The 14,808-nt window shown below is 37.0% G+C and carries 10 protein-coding genes; 9 read left to right on the top strand and 1 reads right to left on the bottom strand.

Going from position 1 to position 14,808, the window contains the following annotated elements; translation table 11 throughout:
• The first annotated feature begins 88 nt into the window (after positions 1 to 88).
• Together JF259_RS11545 and JF259_RS11540 are read left to right on the top strand one after the other, a co-directional pair.
• On the top strand, positions 89 to 727 hold the full coding sequence (locus tag JF259_RS11545; protein ID WP_199115484.1) for a DUF937 domain-containing protein: 639 nt from the start codon (positions 89 to 91) through the stop codon (positions 725 to 727).
• Positions 728 to 864: 137 nt separating this feature from the next.
• Entirely contained in the window at positions 865 to 2,433 is a 1,569-nt protein-coding gene (locus tag JF259_RS11540) for a sulfatase family protein (protein WP_199115483.1), read from the top strand.
• Positions 2,434 to 2,527: 94 nt separating this feature from the next.
• Here the strand turns inward: JF259_RS11540 and ppdK are convergent, their stop codons facing one another.
• Entirely contained in the window at positions 2,528 to 5,257 is a 2,730-nt protein-coding gene (gene ppdK, locus JF259_RS11535) for a pyruvate, phosphate dikinase (protein ID WP_199115482.1), read from the bottom strand.
• Between the two features lie 356 nt (positions 5,258 to 5,613).
• Between ppdK and JF259_RS11530 the strand changes: the two genes are divergently transcribed.
• The 7 genes from JF259_RS11530 (at position 5,614) to JF259_RS11500 (ending at position 14,485) form a co-directional block, all read left to right on the top strand.
• Entirely contained in the window at positions 5,614 to 7,383 is a 1,770-nt protein-coding gene (locus JF259_RS11530; RefSeq protein WP_199115481.1) for an AMP-dependent synthetase/ligase, read from the top strand.
• A 192-nt stretch (positions 7,384 to 7,575) separates the two neighbouring features.
• Entirely contained in the window at positions 7,576 to 7,971 is a 396-nt protein-coding gene (locus tag JF259_RS11525) for a DUF1761 family protein (protein ID WP_199115480.1), read from the top strand.
• A gap of 134 nt (positions 7,972 to 8,105) precedes the next feature.
• Positions 8,106 to 8,561, top strand: coding sequence for a MarR family winged helix-turn-helix transcriptional regulator (locus JF259_RS11520; RefSeq protein WP_199115479.1), 456 nt, complete (start codon positions 8,106 to 8,108; stop codon positions 8,559 to 8,561).
• Position 8,562: 1 nt separating this feature from the next.
• Entirely contained in the window at positions 8,563 to 10,968 is a 2,406-nt protein-coding gene (locus tag JF259_RS11515) for a 3-hydroxyacyl-CoA dehydrogenase/enoyl-CoA hydratase family protein (protein ID WP_199115478.1), read from the top strand.
• A gap of 42 nt (positions 10,969 to 11,010) precedes the next feature.
• Positions 11,011 to 11,337, top strand: coding sequence for a four helix bundle protein (locus JF259_RS11510; RefSeq protein WP_199115477.1), 327 nt, complete (start codon positions 11,011 to 11,013; stop codon positions 11,335 to 11,337).
• Between the two features lie 69 nt (positions 11,338 to 11,406).
• Positions 11,407 to 12,597: an acetyl-CoA C-acyltransferase gene (locus JF259_RS11505; RefSeq protein WP_199115476.1), complete on the top strand. Its 1,191-nt coding sequence runs from the start codon at positions 11,407 to 11,409 to the stop codon at positions 12,595 to 12,597.
• An 85-nt stretch (positions 12,598 to 12,682) separates the two neighbouring features.
• Positions 12,683 to 14,485 carry an acyl-CoA dehydrogenase family protein gene (locus tag JF259_RS11500; protein WP_199115475.1) on the top strand — a complete coding sequence of 601 codons (1,803 nt, stop codon included), beginning with the start codon at positions 12,683 to 12,685 and terminating at the stop codon, positions 14,483 to 14,485.
• The last annotated feature ends 323 nt before the right edge of the window (positions 14,486 to 14,808 follow it).

Here is a 14,808-nt window from a genome sequence, read left to right as displayed (position 1 = left end):
AAACGTATAATTGAGTCCTAACTATAAATGTTAGGACTTTTTTTATATATTATCATGCTTAAACGTATTTAACTAGAAAAACAAAACTATGTCTGGAATATTAGATTTACTGAACAGTGACTTGGGAAAAACAATAATTAATGGTGTTTCCAATCAAACCAATCAGCCGCAAGATAAAACCCAAAATCTATTAACAATGGCACTACCTGTCCTCATGGCTGCTATGAAACGTAATGCTTCAACTCCACATGGTGCCGAAGGCTTAATGAATGCAATAAACGGTAAGCACGACGGTAGTATTTTAGACAACATTGATGGCTTATTTAGTGGAGGTGTAAACGATACAGTTATAAACGATGGCGGTAAAATCCTTAATCACGTATTAGGAAATAAACAGCAAAATGTGGAAAATGTTTTAGGAACGAAAGCTGGTATTGATTCCAGTACGGTTGCACAAATATTAAAGATAGCTGCACCTATTTTAATGGGAGTTTTAGGAAGTCAAGCGAAAAAACAACAGGTAAATACTCCTACTGGTGTTGAAAGCTTGTTAGGCGGCTTGTTAAAAGGAAATTCACCTCAGCAAGAACAGAGCTTTTTGGAATCGATTCTTGATGCAGACGGCGATGGAAGCGTTGTAGACGATGTTGCCAATATTGTATTGGGAACTAATAAAGAAAAAGGTGGAATTGGGGGCTTGTTAGGCGGGCTTTTTGGAAAAAAATAAAATGTTTTCAAATATATTTCTCAACCCTGTCTTATTCTAGACAGGGTTTTTTAATATAAATACTTTTTTATTATTGCTCTTGCTTACTGAACATTAAACTATTACTTTTAGGCCTCATACAATTTAACAACAAAAAAATGGACCGTATCAATTTAAAACGTATTTTCTATTTCCTTCTTCTGTTGTGTTTTTTTGGCTGCTCATCGTCCAAAAAAGAGACAACTCCCAAAAAACCTAATATCCTTTTTATCTTGTCTGATGACCATACCTCACAGGCTTGGGGTATTTACGGAGGCCCGTTAAAAGAATATGCTCAAAATAAAAATATTTCTAGGCTCGCTACTGAAGGTGCTGTTCTAAACAATGCTTTTTGTACTAATTCCATTTGTGTTCCCAGTAGAGCAACGATTCTTACAGGCCAGTACAGTCATAAAAATGGTGTGTATACATTAAGTGATGCCCTAAATCCAGACAGCCTAAACATAGCAAAAGTATTGCGTAATAATGGTTACCAAACCGCTATCATTGGAAAATGGCACTTAAAAAAGGAACCTTCTGGATTCGATTATTATAATGTACTCCACGACCAAGGACGCTATTGGGATCCAATATTGAGAACTCGGGAAAACTTCCATAAACCTTCCGAAGAATGGGATGTACACAAAGGTTTTTCAACAGATGTTATTGCTGACCTCTCTGTGGATTGGTTAAAGGAAAGAGATACCACAAAGCCGTTTTTGTTGATGACTCATTTCAAGGCTACACACGAACCCTTTGATTATCCAGAACGATTTAATGACCTTTATAAGGATCAAGACCTTCCTGAACCAGAATCACTTTATGATTTTTCGCCCAGTACAACCGGAAGAAGCTTTGTAGGTCAAAAACTTGAAAATCTGGCATGGCGCTACGAACAAGCATCTAACGATCCGGATAAGTGGTGGTGTAAGTATCCGGGATTACCATTTTATACAAATGAAATGGATAGTATTGAAGCTCGTAAGGCTACCTACCAAAAATTTGTAAAAGACTTTTTGCGATCAGGAGCAGCTATAGATGATAACATAGGAAAACTTCTAGATTATTTAGAAACCTCTGGTCAAGCAGAAAATACTGTAGTAATTTATACTGCCGATCAAGGTTACTTTTTAGGAGAACATGGCTTTTTTGATAAACGCTTAATATATGACGAATCGCTACGTATGCCATTTGTTATTAGATATCCAAAAGAAATTCATGGAGGTCAACGTATTGATGATATTATTTTAAACATTGATTTTCCTGCTTTATTTGCGGATTATGCAGGAATTGAAAAACCAAGTTCTATGCAAGGAAAAAGCTTTAGGGAGAACCTAAAAGGAAACACCCCTAAAGATTGGAGAACAGCAGCTTATTACAGGTACTGGCAGCACTACCCTATTAGACCGGGTCATTTCGGTGTACGGAACGATAAATACAAATTAGCATTTTTCTACGGACAATCATTAGACATGACAGGGTCTTCTAAAGAGACTTCCCCACCGGCATGGGAGTTCTATGATCTTACCAAAGACCCAAAGGAAAACCACAATGCATACAACGATCCCGAATATCAAGGAATCATTAAAACAATGAAGGAAACCTTAAAACAGGAACGGGAAGCTTTAGGTGATACTGATGAGAATTATCCTTTGATGCAAGACATCTTTAAGGAACACTGGAATTAATTATTTAGCGATAAGCTTAAAAACTAAAATTCCCGAAGTATGCTCTTATACTTCGGGAATTTTATTTCAAATAACATTAAAATATATGACTAAATTATAAACTGGTTTTAATTGCTGCCTGTGCTGATACCAATCGGGCAATAGGCACTCTGTATGGTGAACAACTAACATAATCCATACCCGTACGATAACAAAATTCAACTGAACTTGGCTCGCCTCCGTGCTCACCACAAATACCTACTTTTAAGTTGGGTTTGGTGCTACGACCTCTTTCTGTTCCTACTTTAATTAATTGTCCAACACCTTCCTGATCCAATACTTCAAATGGGTCTACTTGTAAAATGCCTTTATCTATATATACAGGCAAGAATTTACTAGCATCATCACGTGAATAACCAAAGGTCATTTGAGTCAGGTCGTTTGTTCCAAAAGAGAAGAAATCGGCATGTTCAGCAATGCGGTCTGCCATTAAGGCTGCACGGGGAATTTCAATCATAGTCCCCACTAAATACGCTATAGAGTCATTTCGCTCTTTAAATATTGCTTTGGCTGTATTCCTGATTATCTCTTCTTGGTACAGAAACTCTTTAACTGTTCCTATTAAAGGCACCATGATTTCAGGTTTGCAAATAACACCTCTCTCTTTTAAATTAAGAGCAGCTTCAATAATAGCACGTGTTTGCATTTCGGTAATTTCTGGGTACGTATTACCCAATCGACAACCCCTGTGTCCCAACATAGGGTTGAACTCTTCCAACTCGGCAACTTTATTCTTAACGGCCTGTAAAGGGATGTGCATTTGCGCTGCCAATTCTTTTTGTGTTGCCAATTGATGTGGCACAAATTCGTGTAAAGGGGGATCTAATAAACGAATTGTAACCGATTTACCTTCCATAGCCTCAAAAATGCCTTCAAAATCGGCTCGCTGCATTGGTAGTAAATCTTCTAAAGCTTGTTTTCTTTCTTTTAAGGTATCGGCTAAAATCATTTCCCGCATTGCTTTAATACGATCTAATTCAAAGAACATGTGTTCTGTTCGTGTTAAACCTATACCATCTGCTCCAAAATTACGAGCTATTCTAGCATCTTTAGGAGTATCGGCATTCGTTCTAACCTTCATAATAGCATATTTATCCGACAGAGCCATAAGTTCTCCAAATTCACCACTTAATTCGGGCTCTACGGTTGCTACTTTTCCTTCTATAATGTTTCCTGTTGAACCGTTTAAAGAAATCCAATCGCCTTCATGGTATTCATGGTCTCCCACTTTAAGTGTTCTTGTCTTGTAGTTAATCTTTAATGCTCCAGCACCAGAAATACAACATTTTCCCATACCACGTGCTACAACAGCAGCATGCGATGTCATGCCACCACGAGCTGTTAAAATTCCTTTGGCTATGTTCATGCCTTCTAAGTCTTCTGGAGACGTTTCTATACGGACTAAAATACTACTTTTATACTTAGAAGCCTCGTCAGCAAAGAATACAATTTTACCAGTAGCTGCCCCTGGTGACGCTGGCAAACCTTGTGCTATAACATTGGCCCGCTTTAGAGCAGAAGGATCAAAGACAGGATGCAGAAGTTCATCTAATTTATTAGGTTCAATCTGTAGTAAGGCCTCTTGTTCGGTAATTAAACCTTCTTTAAGTAGGTCCATAGCTATTTTAACCATAGCTGCACCTGTGCGTTTTCCGTTTCTAGTTTGTAATATCCAAAGCTTTCCGTCCTGAATGGTAAATTCCATATCTTGCATATCACGGTAATGATTTTCAAGTATTTGTTGGTAACCATTAAGTTCGTCGAAAATATCAGGCATTAGCTCTTCTAAAGAAGGGTAATTGGCTATACGTTCCACTTCATCAATTTTTGCCAGTTCGGCCCAACGCTCCGACCCTATTTTTGTAATTTGTTGTGGGGTTCTTACCCCTGCAACCACATCTTCTCCTTGGGCATTGATTAAATATTCTCCGTTAAATTTATTTTCTCCCGTTCCGGCGTCACGGGTAAAGCACACGCCTGTTCCCGAATTATTTCCCATATTACCATAAACCATAGCCTGTACATTAACTGCAGTTCCCCAATCGGCAGGATAACCATGCATGTTTCTGTAATAAACGGCCCGGTCGCCATTCCAACTATTAAAAACAGCCATAATAGCTCCCCATAGTTGTTCCCACGGATTGGTAGGGAAATCATGACCAGTTCGTTTCTTAACAGCATCCTTAAAATCATATACAAGATCTTTTAGATCTTGAATTGTGAATTCTGTATCTAATTGAATTCCTCTTTTTTCTTTGAGGTGTTCCATAATTTCCTCAAACGGATCGATATCGTCTTTCGATTCTGGTTTCATTCCTAAAACCACCCCGCCATACATTTGAATAAAGCGACGGTAAGAATCCCATGCAAATTGTTCATTATTGGTTTTTTTAGCCAACCCAAGCACTACTTCGTCGTTCATCCCCAAGTTTAATACTGTATCCATCATTCCAGGCATGGAAACTCTTGCTCCCGATCGTACAGAAACTAGTAAGGGATTGTCTTTATCACCAAATTTGGCAGCCATTAAGGATTCTATGGTTGTAATGGCATCTTCCACCTCATCTTTAATCAAATCTACAACAGCATCTCTTCCCAATAAATTATATTCTGTACACACTTCTGTTGTAATAGTAAACCCAGGCGGCACTGGAATACCAATGGCACTCATTTCGGCTAGATTAGCTCCTTTACCACCTAAGAGGTTTCGCATTTTACTGCTACCATCGGCAATCTTGTTTCCAAACCTGTAAACCCGATTTTTTACGTTGTCAAGTATTTCCATAATATCTATATTTTATATTTCATCCTTAAGTTGTAGAGTAAAAATAGCTTCAATATTGGAGTATTTTCATGACATAAATCATATACTTTACATTAAATAACTTAACACAATGGGAACAATTCGGAAGTAGCCTTTAGACCTATATAATTTACAAAAAAATCATGAAATCTTATCGAAAACAAGTGTTTAACTATGTAAACTTTAACCTTTTATCACTTTTTTACATGCTTGTGAAATCGATCGTTTCATCTGTAGGAATTTTCAAAAAACCTTTATTAACTTACTATATTTCTAATGTCATATTTGTAAATCCTATTTAATTTCATACTTTGCATCATCCGTTTTAAAAAATAGAAATGACAAACATTACTCGAATTTTTGATATTCCGTATTACCAGCTGGAAACCTATAATTTACAAAAATCCCTGACCACAAAATATGAAGGTGAATGGCGATCTATCTCAACAAAAGAGTATATAGATCAAGCTAATGCCATTAGCAGGGGATTACTTCGTTTGGGAGTACAACCTAACGATAAAATTGCTGTTATTTCTACAAACAATCGTACCGAATGGAATATTCTTGATATTGGAATCCTTCAAATAGGTGCGCAAAATGTACCCATATATCCTACTATTGCTTCCGAAGATTACGAGTATATTATAAATCACTCGGAAGCTGTATATTGTTTTGTCTCCGACACCGAAGTCCTAGAAAAAGTAAATTCAATTAAAAGTAATACCAAACTTAAAAATGTATATACGTTTGATGAAATCGAAGGGGAAAGCAATTGGAAAGAAGTCCTAAATTTAGGAAAAGATGCAGATAATCAAAAAGACGTCGAAGCAATAAAAGAAAGTGTAAAACCGCATGATTTAGCAACTTTAATATACACTTCGGGAACAACAGGAAGACCTAAAGGTGTGATGCTATCCCATAATAATTTAGTATCAAATGTTTTAGATAGTGAAAAACGTGTACCTTTTGATTATGGAAAATCCAAAGCATTAAGTTTTCTACCTGTATGTCATGTGTTTGAGCGTATGGTATTATACTTATACCAATATTGTGGTGTAGAAATTTGTTTTGCCGAATCCATCGAGAAAATGAGCGATAACTTGAAAGAGGTAAAACCAATGGTAATGACAGCTGTTCCTAGGCTTTTTGAAAAAGTTTACGATAAAATTGTGGCTAAAGGATCGGAACTAAGTGGTATAAAAAAAATGCTCTTCTTTTGGGCGATTGATTTGGGGCTTAAATATGAACCTTACGGAAAAAATGGCTGGTGGTATGAGTTTCAATTAAAGATTGCCAGAAAACTAATCTTTAAAAAGTGGCAAGAAGGTTTAGGAGGCAATTTAGAGCTTATGGTTTCGGGAAGTGCACCTCTACAAACTAGGTTGGCACGTGTGTTTGCTGCTGCTAAACTACCAATTATGGAGGGTTATGGATTAACAGAGACCTCCCCTGTAATTTCGGTTAACGATCAACGTGATTTTGGTTTTAAAATAGGGACCGTTGGAAAAGTAATAGACAATGTAGAGGTTAAAATTGCTGAAGATGGTGAAATTCTCGTTAAAGGTCCTAATGTCATGATTGGTTATTACAAAGATCCTGAAAAAACTGCCGAAGTAATGAGCAACGGTTATTTTCACACCGGAGATATTGGTGAATTATGTGATGATGGTTTCTTAAAAATTACAGATCGAAAGAAAGAAATGTTCAAAACTTCTGGAGGAAAGTATGTTGCCCCAGCATTAATAGAAAATAAATTTAAACAATCACGCTTTATAGAACAAATTATGGTTATTGGCGAAGGTGAAAAAATGCCTGCAGCCCTAATACAAATTAGCTTTGACTTTGTTGAAGAATGGGGCAGGCGCCATAACATAATTTTCAAATCTAAAGAAGACATGATAACCAACCCTAAGTTATTAGATCGTATTCAAGAAGAAATAGATATAGCTAATAAAAGTTTTGGTAAATGGGAACAAATTAAAAAGTTTGCTATTACTCCAGATATATGGAGTATTGAAGCCGGTCATTTAACTCCAACAATGAAAATGAAGCGAAAGGTAATTAAAAAGATTTATGCTGATCTTGTTGAAAAAATTTACAGGAATTAGTTGAAAATTAAGACTTATGCTTTATGTTGATATTGGTACTTTCAATGAAATCCTTTCCAATAAGTAACCTTTGACTAATTTTAATGATCGATTGAAATTATAAGCTTATTCTTGCACTTTAACACGATTTCATTGTTGTTTTCATCATTTTTTCAATATTTTTAACTTATTAACCAATTAAAAATCAAATAGATGAAAACAAAAAAGTTATTAGTTTCCGGAATTATTGGAGGTATAGCCTCGTTTCTTCTTGGCTGGCTCTTGTACGGTATGCTCTTTAAAGACTACTTCCCTGGTCCCTCCGAGGAAAGTACTGAAAGCTTAGTTCTTATATTTTTAGGATCACTTACTTTCGGATTATTAATCAGTTACATCTTTGTACACTGGGCTCAAATTTCAACAGCCGCAACTGGTGCCAAAGCCGGAGCCATACTAGGTCTTCTATTGGGTTTATATTTTAATTTTTTTAATATGGCCATGAATACTGAAGCAACATTCCAACTATTTGCATTAGATGTTGGATTATCCATAATCCTTACAGCTATAGTCGGGGCCATTGTTGGTATTGTTAATAGCAAAATGGAATAAACTCTAATTTGAAATAATACTTTAGACCACCTTTATTACTGAGGTGGTTTTTTTGTGGCAGTATGTATTATTTTTGAAAATATATTATGCATGCATAATATATTTTCATATATTTGACTTGCCAACATAAAACTATGAAAGATAAGACTATTGATTACGTACTAAGAACTACTTGGCTTGCTGTTCAAAAGATGTACAATGAGGAAGCTGCTAAGTTTGATAGTACCATGGCCACAGGGTTTACGCTGCTGAGTATCGATCCAGAAAAAGGAACACCATCAACAGCTTTAGGACCAAAAATGGGCATGGAAGCTACCAGCTTATCTAGAATACTAAAGACCATGGAAAAGAATGGTTTGATTGAGCGGCAACCAAACCCAGAAGATGGCCGTAGCGTTCTAATCCATTTAACCGACTTTGGTAGGGATAAACGAGACCAATCTAGGGAAAAAGTACTTACATTTAATGATACCGTTAAAAGTCATATTTCAGAAGAAAAACTAAAACATTTTTATGAAGTTGCCGAATTAATTAATGATTTAGTCTCCAATAAAAAGATATACAATGCTAACGATAGTAGTTTAAAATAAAATGAGTAAACGTAGAATAAAAAAAGTTGCAATTATAGGTTCTGGTATAATGGGAAGTGGCATAGCATGCCACTTTGCAAACATAGGAGTGCAAGTGCTGTTACTCGATATTATACCAAAAGAATTAACCGATGCCGAGCAAGCGAAAGGTTTAACTCTTAATGATAAGACCGTAAGAAATCGCATTGTAAACAATTCGTTAGCATCAGCGTTAAAGTTAAACCCCTCACCTATCTACCATAAAAAGTTTGCTAATAATATTGCTACAGGAAATTTAGAAGATGACATATCTAAAGTTGGCGATGCAGATTGGATAATGGAAGTCGTTGTAGAACGCTTGGATATTAAAAAACAAGTCTTTGAAAAACTTGAACAATATAGAACCCCTGGTACATTAATTACCAGCAATACATCGGGTATTCCTATTAAATTTATGAGTGAAGGCCGTAGTGAAGATTTTCAGAAACATTTCTGTGGAACACACTTCTTCAACCCTGCTCGTTACTTAAAATTGTTTGAAATTATCCCGGGACCAAAAACAGATGCTTCGGTTATGGAGTTTCTAAATAATTATGGTGAGCAATTTTTAGGAAAAACCTCTGTAATAGCCAAAGATACCCCTGCATTTATTGGTAATAGAATTGGGATTTTCAGTATTATGAGCCTGTTCCACTTAGTTAAGGAACTTGATTTAACCGTAGAAGAAGTTGATAAGCTTACAGGTCCCGTTATAGGCCGACCTAAATCCGCAACGTTTAGAACTGTAGATGTCGTTGGTCTGGATACACTCGTACATGTAGCCAAAGGAATAGCTGATAACTGTAAGGATGATGAAAGTTTGCCCCTCTTTGAGTTACCTGATTTTATCAATACCATGATTGATAATAAATGGTTAGGAAGTAAAACAGGACAAGGTTTCTATAAAAAGCATGTAGCTAATGGCAAAAAAGAAATTCTGTCTTTAGATCTTAACACCTTAGAATATCGCAGTGCACAAAAAGCAAAGTTTGCTACCTTGGAACTAACAAAATCCGTTGATAAAGTTATCGATCGTTTTAAAATATTGATTTCGGGAAAAGACAAAGCTGGTGCTTTTTATAGAAAGAGCTTTGCGGCATTATTTGCCTACGTATCGTATCGCGTTCCCGAAATAACCAATGAATGGTATAAAATTGATGATGCTATGAAAGCGGGATTTGGATGGGAACACGGCCCCTTCCAAATATGGGATGCCATTGGTGTTGAAAAGGGTATTGAAATCATGAAGGATGAGGGCTTGGAGCCTGCAAACTGGGTGCATGAAATGTTGGCATCAGGCAATGCTTCCTTTTATTCCGTTAAAGATGGTGCCACCTATGGTTATACAATAAAAAGTAAAGAGCAAGTAAAAATTCCGGGGCAAGATGCCTTTATTATCCTTGATAATATCCGACAATCTAACGAAGTTTGGAAAAATTCGGAAGTCGTTATCGAAGATTTGGGCGATGGTATCCTAAATTGTGAATTCCAATCTAAGATGAATACCATTGGAGGCGATGTACTTGCCGGTATAAATAAAGCAATCGATCTAGCAGAGAAAGATTTTGAGGGATTAATAATTGGTAACCAAGGCGCTAATTTCTCAGTTGGCGCCAACATTGGAATGATTTTCATGATGGCCGTAGAACAGGAGTACGATGAGCTAAATATGGCGATAAAGTACTTCCAGGACACCATGATGCGCATGCGCTACTCTGCCATTCCAACAATTGCCGCACCACACGGGATGACCTTAGGTGGAGGCTGCGAACTCTCAATGCATGCCGATAAGGTAATTGCAGCAGCCGAAACCTATATAGGTTTGGTCGAATTTGGGGTTGGTGTTATTCCAGGTGGTGGTGGTTCAAAAGAAATGGCATTGCGTGCACAGGATTTATTTAGAAAAGGCGATGTAGAACTGAATATTCTTCAGGAGTATTTCTTAACCATTGGCATGGCCAAAGTAGCGACCTCTGCATATGAAGCTTTCGATATGGGCGTTCTGCAAACAGGTAAAGACATTGTAGTTGTTAATAAGGGACGTCAGATAGCCACAGCAAAGGCACACGCAAGGTTAATGGCCGATGCTGGTTACACACAACCTGTAAAGCGTAAAGACATAAAAGTGCTCGGGAAACAAGCTTTAGGAATGTTTCTGGTAGGAACCGACTCCATGGAAGCCGCAAATTATATTAGTGAACACGACCACAAGATTGCCAATAAATTAGCCTATGTAATGGCTGGTGGTGACTTGTCTGAACCTACTCTGGTAAACGAACAATACCTATTGGATTTAGAACGTGAAGCCTTCTTGAGCCTATGTACAGAACGTAAAACCTTGGAGCGTATCCAGCATATGTTAAAAACAGGAAAACCCCTTCGCAACTAAAGTTGCTAATAGTATTGAGATATTAGTATTAAGTAGTTAGAAATGCATAAAGTAGAAGATTTAAAAATATGGCAAAAATCAATAAATTTAGCAAAAGCAGTATATCTGCTTATTTCCGAATTACCCTCGGGTGAAAAATTTGGACTAACATCTCAAATAAAGAGAAGTGCCATCTCAATTCCTTCAAATATAGCTGAAGGATCTGGTAGAAACTCACGAAAAGAATTCAAACACTTTTTGAGTGTTGCAAATGGTTCAGCATACGAACTTCAAACGCAATTACTATTAGTCATTGAATTGAACCTAATAAATAAAGATAAAGTACAACCTATTATAGAATTGTGTATTGAAATACAAAAAATGAATTAAGTCTTACAAAAAAAGTTAATTGTATGAATACTCATTTCTCAATACCCAATACTCAATACTCAAAATAAAATGAAACAAGCATATATAGTCAAAGCATATAGAACGGCCGTAGGGAAAGCTCCTAAAGGTGTTTTTCGCTTTAAAAGAACAGATGAATTGGCAGCCGAAACCATTCAGTATATGATGAAGGAACTGCCTAATTTAGATACAACCCTTATCGACGATGTAATCGTTGGCAATGCTATGCCCGAGGGCTCACAAGGTTTGAATATGGCACGTTTAATTTCTTTAATGGGATTGAATTCTGTCGATGTTCCCGGTGTAACCGTTAACCGGTTTTGTTCTTCTGGAATAGAAACCATTGGTATCGCAACTGCCAAAATTCAAGCGGGGATGGCCGATTGTATTATTGCCGGTGGAGCCGAAAGCATGAGTGCGGTTCCAATGACAGGTTTCAAGCCAGAATTAAATTATGATATTGTAAAAGCCGGACATGAAGATTACTACTGGGGTATGGGAAATACGGCAGAAGCTGTGGCCAACCAATTTAACGTGTCCCGGGAAGATCAAGATGAATTTGCTTTTAATTCACATATGAAAGCCTTAAGAGCACAGGCAGAAGATCGATTTAAAGATCAAATCGTGCCCATTGAAGTAGAACAAACCTATATCAACGATCAAGGTAAAAAAGCGACTAAAACATATACAGTAACTAAAGACGAAGGACCACGTGCCGGAACCAGTCTAGAGGCACTAGCTAAATTACGCCCTGTATTTGCGGCCAATGGAAGTGTTACCGCTGGGAATTCTTCCCAAATGAGTGATGGGGCTGCCTTTGTAATGGTAATGAGCGAAACTATGGTTAAGACTTTAAACCTAGAGCCTATTGCCCGTTTAGTTAATTACGCAGCAGCTGGTGTCGAACCCCGTATTATGGGAATAGGCCCTGTAAAAGCAGTTCCAAAAGCATTAAAACAAGCAGGTTTAAAACAGGATGATCTGGAACTCATAGAGTTAAATGAAGCCTTTGCATCTCAATCCCTAGCAGTTATTAGAGAACTTCATTTGAACCCAAATATTGTTAATGTAAATGGTGGAGCTATTGCTTTAGGACATCCACTTGGTTGTACGGGCGCTAAATTATCTGTGCAACTATTTGACGAAATGCGTAAGCGTAATATGAAGGGGAAATATGGTGCTGTAACCATGTGTGTTGGTACTGGTCAAGGAGCCTGTGGCATTTTTGAATTTCTCAATTAAAACATTTTGTGTAGTGAAATACCATCGTTTCTATTAAACTATAACCTTATCTCCACCTACTTAAATCTAAAATATAAACTTAAATATGAATACAATAGAAAATAACATCCTTCGAGGCGGACAGTTTTTGGTCAAGGAAACCAACTGTGATGATGTATTTACTCCAGAAGATTTTTCGGAAGAACAAAACATGATGAAAGATGCGGTTATGGAGTTTAATGACCGTGAGATCATACCCAATAAAGCGCGTTTTGAAGCAAAAGATTATGCTTTTACTGAAGCTTGTATGGTAAAAGCCGGAGAACTAGGCTTTTTGGGTGTTGGCGTGCCCGAAGCTTATGGTGGTTTAGGAATGGGATTTGTTTCAACCTTACTTACATGCGATTACATTTCCAGTGGTACAGGATCTTTTAGCACGGCGTTTGGTGCACATACAGGTATTGGCATCATGCCAATAACGTTGTACGGCACCGAAGCTCAAAAACAAAAGTATGTTCCAAAATTAGCCACCGGCGAATGGTTTGGAGCCTATTGTTTAACAGAACCAGGAGCAGGTAGTGATGCTAATTCAGGAAAAACAACCGCTACCCTATCTGATGATGGTAAGACCTATAAAATTAACGGACAAAAAATGTGGATATCCAATGCAGGATTCTGTAAATTATTTATCGTATTTGCCCGTATTGAAGACGATAAAAACATTACAGGTTTTATTGTTGAAAACGACCCTAGCAATGGAATTACACTAGGCGAAGAAGAACATAAATTGGGAATTCGTGCTTCTTCAACACGGCAAGTATTCTTTAATGATACAGTAGTTCCCGTTGAAAATATGTTATCCGAACGGGGTAATGGTTTTAAAATAGCGATGAATGCCTTAAACATAGGACGAATAAAATTAGCAGCAGCCTGTTTAGATTCACAAAGGCGTATTACTACATTAAGTGTTCAGTATGCAAACCAACGTAAGCAATTTAAGACCCCTATCATAGACTTTGGAGCCATTAAGATCAAATTGTCAGAAATGGCAACCAATGCCTATGTATCTGAGTCTGCAACGTACAGAGCCGCCAAGAATATTGAGGATCGTATTGCCTTGCGCATAGCTGCTGGTAACAGCCACCAGGAAGCCGAATTAAAAGGTGTAGAAGAATATGCTATAGAATGCTCCATCCTAAAAGTTGCCGTTTCTGAAGATATCCAGAATTGCTCCGATGAAGGTATTCAAATTTTTGGAGGTATGGGCTTCTCTGAAGATACCCCCATGGAAGCTGCTTGGAGAGATGCCCGTATTACGCGTATATATGAAGGAACCAATGAAATAAACCGCATGTTATGTGTTGGTATGCTAGTGAAAAAAGCAATGAAAGGGCATGTGGATCTATTAACGCCAGCCATGAAGGTTCAAGAAGAACTAATGGGAATACCATCATTCGAAACGCCTGACTATTCAGAGCTATTTTCTGAAGAGAAAGCCATGATAGCCAAACTTAAAAAGGTTTTTTTAATGGTTGCAGGAGCAGCTGTACAAAAATTTGGACCTGATCTGGAGGAGCATCAGCAATTACTCATAGCTGCTTCCGATATATTAATAGAGATCTATATGGCCGAATCGGCAATATTAAGAACAGAAAAAAACGTAAAACGCTTTGGTGAAGCAGCGCAAGCCATTCAAATTGCTATGGCTAAACTCTACTTGTATCATGCTGTAAGTATCGTTGAGAAAAACGGAAAAGAAAGCATTATTTCTTTTGCAGAAGGCGACGAACAACGTATGATGCTTATGGGGTTAAAACGTTTTACCAAATATACTAATTACCCTGATATTGTTGATTTAAGATTGGCCATAGCTGAAAAATTAAAAATCGAAAATAAATATTGTTTTTAATGTGACTAATTCTAAACAATTTGTGACTAGCAAATGTAGAAACGCCTCAAATTAAAATGAGGCGTTTTTTATTTTCACTAACTTAGTAAACTGCCTCTGTGTAAGATCACGAGGTATTTACAGGAATTAATTTTTTACAGCTTATTCTAAAAATCTTAAGCACATGAAACGAGCATTAACAAAATTTAAGCATTTTTTCACAAAAGGGAATGTTTAAAATTTTTAATGTGAGAGCGTAGCGATTGCATACGTTCTCAATTTTATAATTAATATAAAATCAATGAATTATCAAAATTTAAACGTATGAAATGAGCATAAACAAA

Origin of the sequence: Snuella sedimenti, assembly GCF_016428595.1 — a bacterium.
Classification (GTDB): Bacteria; Bacteroidota; Bacteroidia; order Flavobacteriales; family Flavobacteriaceae; genus Snuella; species Snuella sedimenti.
The sequence above is the reverse complement of the archived record's forward strand: the minus strand, read 5'-3'. Positions and strand labels throughout refer to the sequence as shown.